Below are 17,384 nucleotides of genomic sequence, written 5' to 3' on the forward strand. Positions count from 1 at the left end.
TGAAGTTAGATAATATCCACTAATTATTAGGTATTTTTGTGTTCAAACTCTTTGGTGGTAACAAACAAAGTGTTTTGGGAGTTGATATCGGGAACTCCTCTCTTAAGCTTGTTGCTTTAAGCTTTCGTGGAAAGACGCCTGTGCTGGACGGCTTTGGCGTCATCTCTCTGCCAGAAAAATCCTTTGTAGATGGCAGTATTGAGAAACCTGAAGAGGTTGCCGATGCCATTGTCAAAGCACAACGTCTGGCGGGTGTGAAAGCCACGCGAGCCATCACATCCGTAGCCGCCTCTGACGTGATCACAAAAGAGATTCAAATTTCTGAACTGTTCTACGGCTTTGACCTTGAAGAGCAAGTTAAAATTGAAGCCGATCAATTTATCCCCTATCCAATAGAGGATGTTGCACTGGATTTCGAGGTGCTAGGGCCTGTGCAAGGTAATCCGGCATTTAATCGAATTGGGATTGTCGCTTGTCGTCGCGACGGCGTCTCTGCTCGAGAGGATTGCCTAGATTTGGCTGGGCTCCAATGCGATGTGGTTGATGTAGATACCTATGTCTATGAACGCGCACTCCCACCAGAAGAGCTGGTGCCTGGAAGAGCCTGTGCGATTGTCGATTTTGGCGCTCATAATCTTACCTTTTACGCTTTTAAGGATGGCTTGATTAGCTACCATCGTGAGCATACCTTTGGGGGCGAGGAACTACTGCAGCAACTGCAACTCTACACAGAGCTGCCGCATGATGAATTGGCTGCACAGCTGCGACACGGTGAACTAGATCCCTCGCTTATCAGTCTCATGGAGAGCTTTGCTGATTCAGCGGTTCAGCAGGTCTCTAGAGCTTTGCAGTTCTATTCAGCTTCGGGGTCCCAAGAGCAGTTATCGACACTGTATATCACGGGCGGTCTAGCCTCTCTACCTGGTATCAAAGATAAATTGAGCAGTGAGTTGGGTATTAAGGTTCATGGTTTAGATCCGTTTGAGAGAATAGAAATTTCGTCCCAGATCAATATAGATCGTTTGAATGCTGAAAAGAACGCTTTGACTAAAGCACTCTCTTTGGCCTTGCGTGGTGTCGGGGGGCAATATGAGAACCATTAACCTGAGACCTTGGCGTGAAGAGCGAAATGCTTTCCTGCAAAAACGTTTCTATACACAACTTATCGTCACCGCTCTGTTGGCCGCTTCGATTATCGGAGCGAGTTACTACTACCTAACGGTTATGTTGAATAGGCAGCAGGATCGAAACGCTTATCTAACCAGCGAAATTTCGCGCCTAGATGTTAAATTGAAAGAGATACAAGAGCTTAAAAACAAGCGTGAACGCCTGCTAGAACGACTGACTGCAATTCAAGAGCTGCAGGGTACACGTCCTATTATTGTTCGCACCTTTGATGAGTTGGTAGAGGTTATGCCTGATGGCATTCACTACCAGTCACTGAACCGCTCTGGCCAAGAGATGTCGATCAATGGCCTTGCGGTTGCTAATGAAGATGTCTCGTCGTTGATGCGCACATTAAATGACTCCATCTGGTTTGGTGAGCCCTCGTTGTCGAAAGTCGCGACACAGAATGGTTTGAAGAGTTTTAATTTGCGAGTGCCGCTTGAGCGCCCCAATGTTGAGGAGGCTGCACAATGAGCTCAGTTTCCCTAAAACAGAAGTTTGAACGCGCGTTTCGCGGTTTTGACATCAATAACTTAGATCTGTCCGAAGCTTGGAGCTGGCCTTATGGCGTAAAAGCGATCGCGTTTGCTCTTTTGTTCATCGTTATTAATGGTGTCGGCTTTAACTTCTTAGTGATGGATCAAAAAGAGTCGCTCGACAGAGAGATTGGTAAAGAGCAGACACTCAAAACTCAGTTTGAAGCGAAGTCCTACCAAGTGGCCTCACTGGATGCACTGAGACGTCAAATGGCGGACGTTGAGTTGCGCTTTGCTGAGATGCTGGCGCAACTGCCAACAGAGAAAGAGGTACCGGGTCTGCTCGAGGATATCAGTGCGACAGGTCGAAACGCGGGACTTGAAATAGACTCCATCGCGCTGCAGCCAGAACGCAAAGCCTCATTCTATGTCGAGCTACCGATCGCCATTCAGGTTAAAGGTACCTACCATCAGATGGGTCAGTTCGTGTCGGGTGTTGCCAGCGTTAAGCGCATCGTAACCCTACATGATTTCAACCTTAGCCCAGCCAATGGTGATCTTTTGACCATGAGCATCAGCGCTAAAACTTACCGCTATGATGATGAGGAGTGATGTGATGAATAGAACAATCAAACATCTCTCTCTCATCGCGCTATTGGCATCTCTTTTGCAGGGTTGTATCTGGGTAGATGATTCGTCGGACCTTAAACTCTTTGTTCGTGAGAAGCTGGCGGCGCCTGGAGGTGGCATTGAACCGCTGCCTGAGCTGATCGCCTACGAAGCCTTTGTTTATGAAGGACCTTGGCAGCGTGATCCCTTTGTACCGCTATTGCCACAACAGTTTCTCGATGACGATGAGGTCGTGGTTGCACCAACAATCATGCCTGATTTCAATCGTATTAAAGAGTACTTGGAAGAGTTTCCGGTTGAGCAGTTGCAGATGGTAGGAACAATTACCTCGCCAATGGATGGTCAATTGATCGCCCTAGTCAGAGACAGTAACTCTGAAGTGCATCAGATTAAAATGGGTGCTCGCATGGGCATCGATTATGGTGTTGTAGTGAATATTGATGAACGCGGTATTGAGTTGAAAGAGATTGTATCGAACGGCCGCGGCGGCTGGATGAGCAGACCCAGAGTCGTCAAACTGCCGGGATTGGAGTAAGCCATGAATATGAAGAGATGGAAATTAAATATGTCGGTTCAGCGTTTAGTTACTCTGGTCACTTTGATGCTTATGTCGACGATGGCGTCGGCGCAAACGTTAAATGCTGTGGTTGCGACTGCGCTGCCGGGCAATCAGACAGAGTTGAGGTTTGACTTCACGGATCAACCGGCCGAACCAAAAATTTACGCAGTGGATACACCTGCGAGGTTGGTGGTTGATTTGTGGGGTGTTGATAAATCTGAGCAGTTGGATCGTTCAATCAGTGTTGGCTCTGGTCCCGTATCAAAACTGCTTTTTGCAGAAACCAACGATCGCCTTCGTGTCGTTGTCGAGCTGACGGAATCGGTTGGCTACCAAACCTCAGTGCAGGGTAATCAATTGATCCTCTCAATGGGTAACTCAACTCAAGCTTCAGCCGCTACTGCAGCAACGGCATCTAAAGCAGCTCCTGCTCAAAAAACCACTGTAGATGACACAACACGAGTAGTGGGTGTCGATTTTGAGCGTCTAGAAGGCAATCAAGGTCGGGTGACGATCTCTCTGAGTGACGATCGTGCTGGATTGGATATTATCGAAGAGGGTAACGGCGTCATTGTTAATCTGGTCGGGGCAACCTTGGCACCCGGGCTGTCTCAAAAGCTTGATGTCAAAGCCTTTGCGACACCGATTAACTTTATCGACTCGATGAATGCTGATGGCAGTGCGGCAATTTTGATTCTGCCCTCTAGCGACCCTTACGATTACCTCGCGTACCAATCCAACAACCAACTAGTGCTAGATTTCAAACCGATCTCGTTGAGTGCTCAAGCGGATCTTCAGAAAGATCTGTTCCCGTTTACCGGTGAAGAGATCGATCTAAACTTCCAAAATGTAGAGGTGCGCTCTGTACTCCAAATCATTGCAGAAGTGGCAGAGAAGAACCTAGTGGTAGGCGATGAAGTGAGCGGTAATACCACGCTTCGTCTGAAGAATGTCCCTTGGGATCAGGCGCTGGATATTATTTTGAAGACCAACGGGCTGGATAAGCGTGTCGTGGGTAACGTCATGCTAGTGGGCGATGCAACACAAATCGCCGATCGTGAACGTCAAGAGCTTGAAAACCAGCAACAGGTTAAAGAGCTGGCGCCGCTGGTAACCGAATACATCCAGATCGACTACCGCCGTGCCTCTGAGATGAAAGAGTATCTTTCGGCGGCCAATCTGATCAGTGAGCGTGGTTTTGTATTGGCTGATGACCAAACCAACGTCCTAATGGTGCGTGAGACTAACGCAGCCATCGAAGATATCCGCCGAACTCTGAAGCGCTTTGATGTTGAAGTCGCTCAGATCATGGTGGAGGCGCGCGTAGTCACGGCTTCGGCGAACTTCTCAGAAAGTCTTGGTGTTAAATGGGGTTTTGCTAATGGCCCAACCACCGTATTGGGTGATGGTCAGCTCTCTTTTGGTTCAGGCATTACGGCTCCAGGTGTGGCGGGCGTCACTCAGTCTGGTTTGAATGTGGACTTCGGTGTGGCAGGACCCTCTCTAGCGGTCGGCTTTATCAAAAACTCGCTACTGCTCTCGGCTGAACTTTCTGCGCTTGAGAGCTCAGGTAATGGTGAGGTGATTTCACAACCTAAGGTGATTACAACCAATGGTAAGGCGGCGAATATCACCTCTGGGCAACAGATTCCGTACCAAACTGTTGAAGACGGTACAACGACAACCGCATTCAAAGATGTCGCGCTCTCGCTTAACGTTACACCCCAGCTAAACCCAGGTGACCGAATCGCTATGGATCTGGCAATTAATCAGGACAGTGTGGGCTCAACCCTGGCTAATGGTGAAATTTCTATCAATACAAACCAATTAACTACTTCGGTTGTGGTTAACGATGGTGATACCATAGTGCTTGGTGGGGTATTCCGTACTGAAGCATCCGATGGTGTTCAGAAGGTTCCAGGTCTAGGTGACCTGCCTGTTATTGGTGCTGCGTTTAGAAATCGACAGACAACAGAACAGAAGAACGAGTTGTTGATCTTCATTACCCCGAAACTGATTCGTGAGTCACTGAACGTGCGGTAGTGTAAGGCTGTTTTTTGAAAATATTTTTAATTGGCCCTATGGGATCTGGAAAGAGCACCATAGGGCGTTTGCTTTCTAACGAGCTGAAATTGGAGTTTATTGACTCCGATAAAGTGATTGTTGACCGTGCTGGCGCCGATATTCCTTGGATCTTCGATGTTGAGGGTGAAGAGGGCTTTCGCGATCGCGAGCAGACGGTTATCGATCTAATCACTCAGCAAGATGACATCGTCTTAGCGACGGGCGGTGGTGCTGTGATGCGCCCAGCCAACCGAGAATTCCTCCGCAGCCGTGGTTTCGTTATCTACCTAGAAACCAGTATTGATCAGCAGATTGAGCGCACCGCGCGTGATCGCAACCGTCCTCTGCTGCAAACCCAAGATCCTCGCAAGACACTAGAGACCCTTTTAGAAAAACGAGATCCACTCTACCGCGACACCGCCGATATGATACTGCGCACTGATCGCAGACATCCGCGTATGGTCATCAGTGAGATCGTCAAAGCCCTTAAAAAACATCGCGTTCTGAAAAGCGCGTAGTCAGGATTCATCGCATGCAAGAGTTAAAAGTCGACTTAGGTGACCGTAGCTACCCTATCTACGTAGGCGACCATCTTTTTCAGAAAGTAGATATTGCGGGTGCGGTTCGGGGTAAGCAGGTAATGATCGTCACCAATGAGACGATTGCTCCACTATACTTGAGCGCGCTGCGTGACCAGCTTCCTGGCCTTCAAGTGGACGAAGTGATTCTGCCAGACGGTGAGTCATTCAAAACTTTAGATACTCTTAACCTTATTTTCGATGCCTTGTTGCAGATGCGCCACAACCGCACGACCACACTGATCGCTCTAGGTGGTGGAGTTATCGGAGATATGACTGGTTTCGCAGCGGCCTCCTATCAGCGTGGTGTCGATTTCATTCAGATACCGACAACCTTGCTCTCTCAGGTAGACTCATCGGTGGGGGGGAAAACGGGCGTTAACCATCCGCTGGGTAAGAATATGATCGGTGCCTTTTATCAGCCCAAAGCGGTATTGGCCGATACCGATGTCTTGAAGACACTCCCAGAGCGTGAGTTGGCCGCGGGTCTTGCTGAAGTGATCAAGTACGGTTTGATCTACGATGTTGAATTTCTTGCTTGGCTGGAGAAGAACATCGATGGACTTAACGACTGTGATCCTGAGTTGATGGCATATGCCATTAAACGTTCTTGTGAAATCAAAGCAGAGGTCGTTGCACAAGATGAGCGTGAAGGCGGTATTCGTGCCATTTTGAATCTTGGTCACACCTTTGGCCATGCCATTGAGACTGATCAGGGCTACGGAAATTGGCTGCATGGTGAAGCGGTGGGAGCAGGTATGTGGATGGCTGCAGATCTTTCGATGCGTCTCGGTTGGTTAGAGCCTGCTGATTTAGCACGTGTTGAAACACTCTTGCGTCGAGCGAAGTTGCCGATAGCACCTCCAGCAGATATGACGCCGGATCGGTTTATTGAGTTGATGTCGGTTGATAAGAAGGTTTTAGACGGTCAGATTCGACTCGTCTTGCTGCAACAGCTAGGTCAGGCAGTCGTTACCAGCGAGGTCGACCCCGAAGCCCTAAAATCGACACTAAAGCAGCACTACAGCGGCGAATAAAAAAATTCCGACTTACAAAACGCGCCAACTTGGCGCGTTTTTTGTTTTTTCTTGGTCGATTTGTAGCCAGAGCCGTAGAAGTGTAGAATTACGGTCCCATTTTGCCTCTGTGTCATTTCTCTAGAGGTGTATTCAGGTTTTAAGTGCCTGATTTTATTTAAGTTTTTAGGTAGGAATAGCGTATGAGCAACGGTCTGTATCGCGCGGATGAATTTAAAGATAACTGCGGTTTTGGTCTAATGGCCCACATGCAGGGCGAAGCAAGTCATAAGGTACTTGATAACGCCATTGAAGCATTGGCCTGCATGACTCACCGTGGTGGTATTGCAGCGGATGGTAAGACGGGTGATGGCTGTGGTCTGTTGATGCAGATGCCACGCGATTTCATGCGTGCAGCCGCTAAGAATGAGTTGAATGTCGACCTAACTGACACCTTTGCTGTTGGCATGGTATTCCTATCTAAGGATGCCGCGGCGGCTGACAATGCTCGTACTGTCATGAATCGCGAACTTGAAGCGCAGGGCCTTACCGTTGCTGGCTGGCGTGTAGTTCCGACGGATGACAGCTGCCTTGGTCCTATCGCGAAAGAGACGCTTCCACAGATCGAACAAGTTCTGATCAATGTGTCAGACATGGATGCAAAAGCGCTTGAAGTTGCGCTGTTTGTGGCTCGCCGTAAAGTTGAGATCGCTCTGTCTGATGATGCAGATTTCTACATCTGTACCCTATCTGAGCGCGTGATCAGCTACAAAGGCTTGATGATGCCTGTCGATCTTCCTGTGTTCTATAAAGACCTTGCAGATCCTGAGTTGAAGACAGCGGTGTGTACCTACCACCAGCGCTTCTCAACGAACACAGCACCGCGCTGGCCTCTTGCACAGCCATTCCGTTTCCTTGCTCACAATGGCGAGATCAACACGGTAGAAGGTAACCGCAACTGGGCTCGTGCACGTGCCTCTAAATTTGCTACTCCATTGATTCCAAATCTTGATGAGTTACAGCCAATCGTTAACACCACCGGCTCTGACTCGTCATCAATGGATAACATGATCGAATTCCTACTGGTCGGTGGTATCGATATCTACCGCGCGGTTCGTATGATCATTCCACCTGCGTGGCAGAACGTTGACACCATGGACACTGAGCTACGTGCATTCTACGAGTACAACTCAATGCACATGGAAGCTTGGGATGGTCCTGCTGGCATGGTTATGACTGATGGTCGTTACGCGGTCTGTCTTCTAGACCGTAACGGTCTTCGCCCATCTCGATGGGTAATGACCAAAGACGGCATGATCTGTACCGCTTCTGAGATCGGTGTATTCAGCTACGAACCAAGCGATATCGTGGCTCAAGGCCGTGTTGGACCGGGTCAGATTCTAGCAATCGATACAGAGACAGGTGATGTACTGCACACTGATGATGTCGATAATCGTCTTAAGAAGGCACAGCCTTACAAGCAGTGGTTGAAAGAGAACACACTGCGTCTAGAGAACACGATGAATCTTTCCGTTGAAGCGGAAGCGCTCAGTGATATGTCCCCAGAAGAGACTAAGACTTACATGAAGATGTTCAATGTAAGTTTTGAAGAGCGTGACCAGGTGCTTCGTCCGTTGGGCGAAAGTGGCATGGAAGCGGTTGGCTCAATGGGTGATGACAAGCCGATGGCCGTGTTATCAGAGAAGATTCGTTCGCCATACGATTACTTCCGTCAGCAGTTTGCACAGGTGACCAACCCACCAATCGACCCACTACGTGAAGCGATCGTGATGTCACTAGAGACCTGCCTAGGTCGTGAGCAAAACGTATTTGAAGAGACTGCGGATCACGCTCGTCGTGTTGTATTGACGATGCCAGTACTCTCTGCAAGCAAGTTCTACCGTATTCGTGACAACGATGAAAAAGGGTTTGAAGTTGCTGTTATCGATCTTAACTACAACCCAGAAGAGTTATCGCTTGATAAAGCGATCGTTGCTGTCTGTGATAAGGCGGAAGCTGAGGTTCGTGCTGGAAAATCGATCATCATCCTATCGGATGCCAACATTGAGAAAGGTAAGTTACCTATCCATGCAGCGATGGCGACGGGTGCCGTTCACCACCGTCTAATCGATACAGGTATCCGTACTGATGCCAACATCATTGTAGAGACTGGTACGGCTCGTGACCCACACCATTTCGCAGTTCTATTCGGTTTTGGTGCTACCGCGGTCTACCCATACTTGGCTTACCGTGTGCTGACTGATCTTTGTCGTACTGGCGAGATGCTACAAGATGCTCTACAAAGCCACGAGAACTACCGTAAAGGTATTGATAAAGGCCTGTTCAAGATCCTATCTAAGATGGGTATCTCAACCATCGCGTCGTACCGTGGTGCTCAGTTGTTTGAAGCGATCGGCCTTAGCGATGAAGTGGTTGATCTCTGTTTCAAAGGGGTTACTAGCCGTATTCAGGGCTCTAAATTTGCTCACTTTGAAGAGGACCAAGCGGCGTTGGCTAAAACTGCCTTCATCGCGCGTAAGCCAATCACTGATGGCGGTCTACTGAAGTACAAGTTTGGTGGTGAGTACCATGCTTACAACCCAGACGTGGTACAAGCAATCCACGAAGCGGTTAAGTCGGGTGATCAGAAGCACTACGACCGTTACGCTAAACTGGTTAACGAACGTGGCATCGCGACGATTCGTGATATGCTTAAGCTTAAAGATGTCACTCCGATTAGTATTGATGAAGTAGAACCCGCTGAAGCGATTTACCCACGTTTTGATACAGCGGCAATGTCGCTCGGTGCACTCTCTCCAGAGGCGCATGAAGCTCTAGCTGTTGCTATGAACGAACTGGGCGGTCGCTCTAACTCAGGTGAGGGTGGTGAAGACCCTGTCCGTCACGGCACCATTAAGCGCTCTAAGATCAAGCAGATCGCATCGGGCCGTTTTGGTGTGACACCGGAATACCTGGTGAATGCTGATGTTATGCAGATTAAAGTGGCTCAGGGCGCGAAACCAGGTGAAGGTGGTCAGCTACCAGGTGGTAAGGTTAACAGCCTAATCGCGCGCCTACGTTACTCGGTGCCAGGTGTGACATTGATCTCGCCTCCACCGCATCACGATATCTACTCGATCGAGGATTTGGCGCAGCTTATTTTCGACCTTAAACAGGTGAATCCTGAAGGTCTGGTCTCTGTGAAGCTCGTCTCTCGTCCAGGTGTCGGTACCATTGCCTGTGGTGTTGCTAAAGCCTATGCAGATTTGATCACAATTTCTGGTTACGACGGTGGTACTGCGGCATCACCTCTAACATCGATTCACTACGCAGGTTCACCTTGGGAACTTGGTCTAGCCGATACTCACCAGTCACTGCGCGGTAACCATCTGCGTGGTGCGATTCGTCTGCAGACAGACGGTGGTTTGAAAACGGGTCTAGACGTTGTTAAAGGCGCGCTACTGGGTGCAGAGAGCTTCGGTTTCGGTACCATGCCAATGGTTGCATTGGGTTGTAAGTACCTACGTATCTGTCACTTGAACAACTGTGCGACCGGTGTTGCGACGCAGAATGATCGTCTACGTAGCGATCACTTCCGCGGTACTGTAGAGATGGTTAAGAACTACTTCCGCTTTGTGGCAGAAGAGGTTCGTCAGATCATGGCTCAGCTGGGTCTGCGCACTGTCGAAGAGATGGTTGGCCGTGTTGATCTACTAGAGATCATCGAAGGCAAAACTGATCGTCAGAAATCACTGGATCTTTCGCCGCTCATCAGTGATGCCGGTGTGCCAGCAGATCGTCCACAGACGGTTCAGCAAGAGCGCAACGTTCCGTTTGATGAAGGCCGTCTAAACACTGACATGTTAGCGATGGCGCAAGCTGCAATCGATTCAGCAGCCGGCGGTGAGTTTGAACTGACAATCACTAACTGTGACCGTTCAGTGGGCGCACGCACCTCGGGTGCTATCGCTAAGAAACACGGCAACTTGGGCATGGAAAACAACCCAATTACCTTTAAGTTCCGTGGCCACGCAGGTCAATCATTCGGTGTCTGGAACGCCGGTGGTCAGAACCTTCTTCTAGAGGGTGATGCGAACGACTACGTTGGTAAAGGCATGGCGGGCGGTAAGATCGTCATCAAACCATTCTCTGAAGTGACTTACGCCTCACAAGAGACTGCGATTATCGGTAACACCTGTCTATACGGTGCAACGGGCGGTAAGTTGTTCGCAGCGGGCTGTGCAGGTGAACGTTTCGGTGTTCGTAACTCAGGTGTACATGCCGTGGTTGAAGGCGCCGGTGATCACTGTTGTGAGTACATGACGGGCGGTTTGGTAACGGTTCTGGGTGATACAGGTTACAACTTCGGTGCAGGTATGACGGGCGGCTTCGCTTATGTACTGGATAAAGATCGTAGTTTCGTGGATAAGTACAACCACGAATTGGTTGATATCCACCGTATCCACACCGAACACATGGAGCAGTACAAAAACCACCTGCGCTCAGTGATCATCGAATTCGTTCGTGAAACGGGCAGTGCTTGGGGTCAGGAAATTCTGGATAACTACGAAGATTTCCTTGGCAGCTTCTGGCTGGTTAAGCCAAAGGCGGCGAGCCTAGATGTTCTGCTTAACAGCATGACACACGCTCCAGAGTAAGATTTAGGTTTATTAGATTATCGCCCAGATGCGTCTGGGCTTAGACAAGAGGTGGGACTATGACTACCCGTCTTCACAACAATTTTCAGTTTGTTGAAGTAGGCCGTAAGGGCCCAGAAAAGATCGAAGCAGAAGTACGCCGTGGCGAGTTTGCTGAGATCTATCAGCCGTTTGAGCAAGAGGACGTTAACGCACAGGCACATCGTTGTCTTGAGTGTGGTAACCCATACTGTTCATGGAAATGCCCAGTACACAACCACATCCCTAACTGGTTGAAGTTGGTTTCAGAGGGTAACTTGTTTGAAGCGGCTACTCTGTCGCACCAGACAAACTCACTGCCCGAAGTGTGTGGCCGTGTCTGCCCACAAGATCGCCTCTGTGAAGGCGCTTGTACACTCAACGAAGAGTTTGGTGCGGTGACCATCGGTTCGGTAGAGAAGTACATCACGGATACCGCTTTTGCGATGGGCTGGCGTCCAGACATGTCCAATGTGACGTGGACTGACAAGAAGGTTGCTGTTATCGGAGCAGGCCCTGCAGGTCTTGGTTGTGCCGACATCCTTGCGCGTAACGGCGTTAAGCCAGTGGTATTCGATCGTAACCCAGAGATCGGCGGTCTACTGACCTTCGGTATTCCTGAGTTTAAGCTTGAGAAAGATGTCATGGTTCAGCGTCGTGAGATCTTCGAAGCGATGGGTGTTGAGTTCAAACTGAACACTGAAGTGGGTAAAGACATCACGATGCAGGAACTGGTTGATCAGTTCGATGCAGTCTTCCTTGGCATGGGTACTTACACCTACATGAAGGGTGGTTTCCCAGGTGAAGATCTTGACGGTGTCTACGATGCACTGCCTTTCTTGATCTCTAACGTAAACCACTGCCGTGGCTACGAGAAAGATGCTTCTGAATACATCAGCATGGAAGGTAAGAGAGTTGTTGTGCTTGGTGGTGGTGACACTGCGATGGACTGTAACCGTACCTCGATCCGTCAAAAAGCGGCGAGCGTAACCTGTGCTTACCGCCGTGACGAAGAGAATATGCCAGGCTCTAAGCGCGAAGTCGAAAACGCGCGTGAAGAGGGCGTCAACTTCATGTTTAACCGTCAGCCCGTTGAAGTGGTTGGTGAGAACGGCAAAGTAACCGGTATCAAAGTGGTTACGACTCAGATGGGTGAGCCCGATGAGAACGGTCGTCGTCGCGCAGAAGTGGTCGAAGGTTCAGAAGAGATCCTACCTGCTGATGCGGTATTGGTTGCATTCGGTTTCCGTCCTAGCCCAGCGCCTTGGATGGCTGATTTCGGTATCAACCTTCACCAAGACGGTCGTGTCGATGCTGCACTAGAGGGTGATCGCCTGCCGTTCCAGACGTCAAACCCTAAAGTGTTTGCCGGTGGTGATATGGTGCGTGGCTCTGACCTGGTCGTAACCGCGATTTACGAAGGCCGTAACGCAGCTGAAGGTATTCTTGATTACCTAGAGGTTTAATCCTCGCTGATCTACATCAAAAGCCGCTGACCCCAGCGGCTTTTTATTAACTGCTTAACAGGCTCAAAGCAGGTACAATCTGCGCAGTTATTTTTAGGAATTTGCGAACATGTCTGAATTGAAAAATGATCGTTTTCTTCGTGCTCTATTGAAAGAGCCAGTCGATTACACGCCAGTATGGATGATGCGCCAGGCGGGTCGTTACCTTCCTGAGTACAAAGCAACACGCGCCCAGGCGGGTGACTTCATGTCACTCTGCATGAACAAAGATCTAGCCTGTGAGGTGACCATTCAACCTCTAGAGCGTTTCGATCTGGATGCGGCGATTCTATTCTCTGACATTCTGACTATTCCAGATGCGATGGGTCTAGGTCTCTACTTTGAAGCGGGTGAAGGCCCACGCTTTAAGAAAGAGGTACGCACAGAGGCAGACGTTGACGCGATTCCGGTTCCAGACCCAGTCAAAAATCTTGGCTACGTGATGGATGCGGTGAAGACCATTCGTTCCGAGTTGAACGGCCGTGTTCCTCTAATCGGCTTCTCTGGTAGCCCATGGACACTGGCGACTTATATGATCGAAGGGGGCTCTTCTAAAGACTTCCGTCACATCAAAGCGATGATGTATTCACAACCAGAAGTACTCCACAAATTGATGGATAAGCTTGCTGAGTCGGTCACGCTCTACCTAAATGAGCAGATTCGCAGCGGTGCTCAAGCGGTTCAGATCTTTGATACTTGGGGTGGTGCTCTGAGCGGTCCTATGTACCAAGCCTTCTCACTCGACTACATGAAGAAGATCGCCGATGGTCTGATTCGTGAATACGATGGTCGCAAAGTACCGGTGATCATGTTCACTAAGAACGGCGGTCAGTGGCTTGAGTCGATGGCTGATGCGGGTGCGGATGCACTAGGTCTTGATTGGACAACAGACATTGCAGATGCGCGTCGTCGTGTCGGTGATAAAGTGGCACTGCAAGGCAACATGGATCCATCGGTTCTTTATGCGCCGGCTGATACTATACGCGCTGAAGTGAGCCGCATTCTTGAAGGTTACGGCTCGGGTACCGGTCACGTATTCAACCTTGGCCACGGTATTCACCAGTTTGTGAACCCAGATCACGCCAAAATCTTTGTCGATGCGGTGCATGAGCTGAGTGTCCCTTACCATAAATAAGAAGCGCCACAAATAAGAAGCACCAGGATTAAACTGAGACTGCGGTAGACGAGAGACTATGAAAAAACTGAGCGGGCTGTTTGAAAAAAACCGAGGCTGGTCTGAAAAGATCCACCGGGCTAATCCAGAGTTTTTCGCAACCCTGGCAGCACAGCAAGCACCGGAGTACCTCTGGATAGGCTGTGCTGATAGCCGCGTCCCGGCCAATGAGATCGTGGATCTGATGCCGGGTGAGCTGTTCGTTCACCGCAACGTCTCGAACCTTGTCGTGCACTCAGACATGAACTGTCTGTCGGTTATTCAGTACGCAGTCGATGTATTGAAAGTCAAAGACATCATGGTCGTAGGACACTACGGCTGTGGTGGTGTTGTTGCCTCAATGGAAGATGAGCGTCACGGCCTCATCGATAACTGGCTAAGTCATATTCGTGATGTCTACTACAACCATCGCAAGTTCCTCGGTCAGTGGGAAGCGAAACCTTACCAGGTTGATCGTCTTTGTGAGCTGAACGTCGTCGAGCAGGCGCTCAATGTTTGTAACACCACCACGGTTACCGATGCTTGGGCGCGGGGGCAAGAGCTTAATGTGCACGGTTGGATCTACGGTCTCGGTGATGGCTTATTGCGTGACCTTGGCTTCACGGTCAGCAGCAGAGAGACGATCCGTCCTACCTTTATCGACGCGGTCAATTTGATCGAAGCGAAAGGCAAGCAGGTTGAAGGTCATACCTGCAGTACCTTCTGCGATCACGATTAGATCGAGTAAACAGTAAAAAGCCCGCATCAGCGGGCTTTTTGTTGGCTCTTCTTGGTATTAAACGCTTGCTAATGCCTGATCCAGATCGGCAATCAGGTCGTCAACGTGCTCAATACCGATCGATAGGCGCACCATATCCTCAGTAACACCGGCAGAGGCTAACTCTTCGGCATTCAACTGACGGTGAGTCGTTTCGGCGGGGATAGAGGCAAGTGACTTACAGTCACCGATGTTCACTAGGCGCAGGAAGATCTGCAGAGCATCGTAGAATTTACGCGTTGCTTCACGACCACCTTTGACACCAAAGCTCATGACACCAGACGCATTACCGTCCATGTACTTCTTAGCCAGTGCGTTATCTTGGTGCGAGGCAAGGCCTGCGTATTTCACCCAAGTTACCTGATCGTGATTCTCAAGGAACTCAGCGATTTTCTGTGCGTTTGAGCAGATGCGCTCCATACGCAGTGGCAAGGTCTCAATGCCCTGTAGCAACAAGAAGACGTTCATTGGAGAGATCGCTGCGCCGGTATTACGCAGAGGCACTACGCGACAACGGCCGATGAATGCCGCCGGACCAAAGGCTTCTGTATAGACTACGCCGTGGTAAGAGATGTCAGGCGTATTGAGAAGCGGGAAGCGGTCTGCATGCTCAGCCCAGGGGAAGTTGCCGGAATCGACAATCACACCACCAATGGAGTTGCCGTGGCCGCCGATGTATTTAGTGGCAGCAGTCACGATGATATCGGCACCCTGTTCAATGGGACGCCAAAGCGCAGGGCTTGGAACGGTGTTGTCACAGATCAGCGGGATGCCGTGACGGTGTGCGACCTCTGCCAGTGCTTCGATGTCTGCAACACGGCCTGATGGGTTGCCAACCGATTCACAGTAGAGCGCTTTGGTACGCGCATCAATTTTAGATTCGATGGCGGCTATGTCATTGCTGGCTACAAAGCGTACCTCAATGCCTTGGCGTGGCAGTGTGTGTGCAAATAGGTTGTAGGTACCGCCGTAAAGATCGCTGGCCGAGATGATGTTGTCACCGACTTCGGCAATGGTCTGAATGGCGTAAGTGATCGCTGCCATACCTGAAGCGACGGCAAGACCGGCAATGCCACCTTCTAGCGCTGCGACACGCTGCTCTAAAACGTCAGTCGTTGGGTTCATGATGCGCGTATAGATGTTGCCGACTACTTTAAGGTCGAATAGGTCAGCGCCATGCTGTGCGTCGTCAAAAGCGTAAGAGGTTGTCTGGTAGATAGGTACCGCAACCGACTTGGTGGTTGGGTCAATTTGATAGCCCGCGTGTACCGCTTGTGTTTCCAATTTCATTTATCTTTCCTTCTCTTCTTATTGATCTACGCTTAATGCAAAATAGATAGATATTTTGTACGCGTAATCCAAACCTTACGCAACTTCTATGGAGTAATAACCTTATATGGCAAAGGCAAAGTTAGCCTACGTCTGCGACGAGTGCGGAGCTGATTACAGTAAATGGCAAGGGCAATGTACTGCCTGTAAAGCTTGGAACTCATTGAAAGAGGTGCGTCTTGGCTCGGCACCGGCAGGTGGTGCCCAGGCCGCTGTGCGTCGTCAGGGTTATGCCGGTGAGGCGGGTCAGTCGAAAGTGGTGAGCCTCTCTGAGGTGGAGTTGAAAGCGACAGATCGTATCAGCAGTAAGATCGGTGAATTGGACCGAGTCCTAGGGGGCGGCTTAGTACCTGGATCTGCCGTGCTGATCGGTGGGCATCCCGGCGCCGGCAAATCGACCCTGTTGTTACAAACCATGGCCGCACTGGTGGCCGATATGCCAGCACTCTATGTGACCGGTGAGGAGTCACTGCAACAGGTCGCCATGCGTGCTAAACGCTTAGGCCTAGCGGTTGGGGATCTGAAGATGCTCTCTGAGACCTCTGTCGAGACTATCTGTGATGTGGCGGATCAGCTCAAGCCTAAGGTGTTAGTCATCGACTCTATTCAGGTGATGCACGTTTCCGATGTCCAGTCTGCACCAGGTTCTGTATCTCAGGTTCGTGAAAGTGCGGCCTATTTAACGCGTTACGCCAAACAGACGGGCACGGTGATCTTTCTGGTAGGTCATGTGACCAAAGATGGTTCATTGGCTGGCCCTAAAGTACTAGAGCATATGATCGACTGTTCACTGCAACTAGAGGGCGAGAGCGACAGCCGATTCCGCACACTGCGCAGCCATAAAAACCGTTTTGGCGCTGTCAACGAGCTGGGTGTGTTTGCCATGCTGGAGACAGGGTTAAAAGAGGTTAAGAACCCCAGTTCTATCTTTCTAAGTCGTGATGATAATGCAAGGCCAGGCAGCGTCGTGATGGTGGTCTGGGAGGGCACCCGTCCGATGCTGGTTGAGCTTCAAGCCCTAGTCGATACGTCGCACCACTCCAACCCCAAACGTGTGGCCGTGGGGATGGATCAAAATCGACTGGCGATGCTTTTAGCGGTATTGAACCGTCATGGTGGATTAATGACCGGTGATCAAGATGTGTTTATCAACGTGGTTGGCGGCATACGAGTCATGGAGACCAGCGCGGATTTGGCGCTATTAACGGCGATTGTCTCCAGTTTTCGTGATAAGTCACTGCCAACCGACTTGATCGTCTTTGGTGAAGTTGGCTTGTCCGGTGAGATTCGTCCAGTGCCAAACGGGCAGGAGCGAATTAAAGAGGCGGCTAAACACGGCTTTACTCGTGCGATTGTGCCCAAAGGTAATAAGCCAAAAGAGAACGTTCCGGGTATGAAGATCATCGCCGTTGATCGCCTCTCTGAAGCCTTAGACTCTATCTAATCTGAGTTA

The 17,384-nt window shown here is 50.0% G+C and carries 13 protein-coding genes; 12 read left to right on the forward strand and 1 reads right to left on the reverse strand.

Annotated elements, in window-relative coordinates; translation table 11 throughout:
• Nucleotides 1-38: 38 nt before the first annotated feature.
• The 11 genes from pilM to can all read left to right on the forward strand — a co-directional run bounded on the left by pilM (nt 39) and on the right by can (nt 14,563).
• Complete coding sequence (gene pilM, locus XMM312_RS07575; protein ID WP_173482764.1) at nt 39-1,103, forward strand: type IV pilus assembly protein PilM; 1,065 nt, start codon at nt 39-41, stop codon at nt 1,101-1,103.
• Entirely contained in the window at nt 1,090-1,641 is a 552-nt protein-coding gene (locus XMM312_RS07580) for a PilN domain-containing protein (protein ID WP_173482763.1), read from the forward strand. Before pilM ends, XMM312_RS07580 begins: the two co-directional genes overlap by 14 nt.
• Nucleotides 1,638-2,255: a type 4a pilus biogenesis protein PilO gene (locus XMM312_RS07585; protein WP_173480109.1), complete on the forward strand. Its 618-nt coding sequence runs from the start codon at nt 1,638-1,640 to the stop codon at nt 2,253-2,255. Before XMM312_RS07580 ends, XMM312_RS07585 begins: the two co-directional genes overlap by 4 nt.
• Nucleotides 2,256-2,259: 4 nt before the next feature.
• Nucleotides 2,260-2,808 (forward strand): pilus assembly protein PilP, encoded by a 549-nt coding sequence (locus tag XMM312_RS07590; RefSeq protein WP_173480110.1) that lies wholly within the window; start codon nt 2,260-2,262, stop codon nt 2,806-2,808.
• A 3-nt stretch (nt 2,809-2,811) separates the two neighbouring features.
• Entirely contained in the window at nt 2,812-4,875 is a 2,064-nt protein-coding gene (gene pilQ, locus XMM312_RS07595; protein ID WP_254442890.1) for a type IV pilus secretin PilQ, read from the forward strand.
• 14 nt (nt 4,876-4,889) lie between these two features.
• The gene (gene aroK / locus XMM312_RS07600; protein WP_305792067.1) at nt 4,890-5,414 is read left to right on the forward strand and encodes a shikimate kinase AroK; all 525 of its coding nucleotides are present in this window, start codon (nt 4,890-4,892) and stop codon (nt 5,412-5,414) included.
• A gap of 14 nt (nt 5,415-5,428) precedes the next feature.
• On the forward strand, nt 5,429-6,511 hold the full coding sequence (aroB, locus tag XMM312_RS07605) for a 3-dehydroquinate synthase (protein WP_173480111.1): 1,083 nt from the start codon (nt 5,429-5,431) through the stop codon (nt 6,509-6,511).
• A gap of 182 nt (nt 6,512-6,693) precedes the next feature.
• The gene (gene gltB, locus XMM312_RS07610) at nt 6,694-11,148 is read left to right on the forward strand and encodes a glutamate synthase large subunit (RefSeq protein ID WP_173480112.1); all 4,455 of its coding nucleotides are present in this window, start codon (nt 6,694-6,696) and stop codon (nt 11,146-11,148) included.
• Between the two features lie 59 nt (nt 11,149-11,207).
• Entirely contained in the window at nt 11,208-12,632 is a 1,425-nt protein-coding gene (locus tag XMM312_RS07615) for an FAD-dependent oxidoreductase (protein WP_173480113.1), read from the forward strand.
• 109 nt (nt 12,633-12,741) lie between these two features.
• Nucleotides 12,742-13,806 (forward strand): uroporphyrinogen decarboxylase, encoded by a 1,065-nt coding sequence (gene hemE / locus XMM312_RS07620; RefSeq protein ID WP_173489004.1) that lies wholly within the window; start codon nt 12,742-12,744, stop codon nt 13,804-13,806.
• Between the two features lie 58 nt (nt 13,807-13,864).
• On the forward strand, nt 13,865-14,563 hold the full coding sequence (gene can, locus XMM312_RS07625; protein WP_173489005.1) for a carbonate dehydratase: 699 nt from the start codon (nt 13,865-13,867) through the stop codon (nt 14,561-14,563).
• Between the two features lie 57 nt (nt 14,564-14,620).
• Here the strand turns inward: can and XMM312_RS07630 are convergent, their stop codons facing one another.
• Nucleotides 14,621-15,892: an O-acetylhomoserine aminocarboxypropyltransferase/cysteine synthase family protein gene (locus tag XMM312_RS07630; protein WP_173482761.1), complete on the reverse strand. Its 1,272-nt coding sequence runs from the start codon at nt 15,890-15,892 to the stop codon at nt 14,621-14,623.
• Nucleotides 15,893-15,998: 106 nt separating this feature from the next.
• Between XMM312_RS07630 and radA the strand changes: the two genes are divergently transcribed.
• Nucleotides 15,999-17,375, forward strand: coding sequence for a DNA repair protein RadA (gene radA / locus XMM312_RS07635; protein WP_173489006.1), 1,377 nt, complete (start codon nt 15,999-16,001; stop codon nt 17,373-17,375).
• The last annotated feature ends 9 nt before the right edge of the window (nt 17,376-17,384 follow it).

The sequence above is a fragment of the Marinobacterium sp. xm-m-312 genome (genome assembly GCF_013283295.1).
Classification (GTDB): Bacteria; Pseudomonadota; Gammaproteobacteria; order Pseudomonadales; family Balneatricaceae; genus Marinobacterium_E.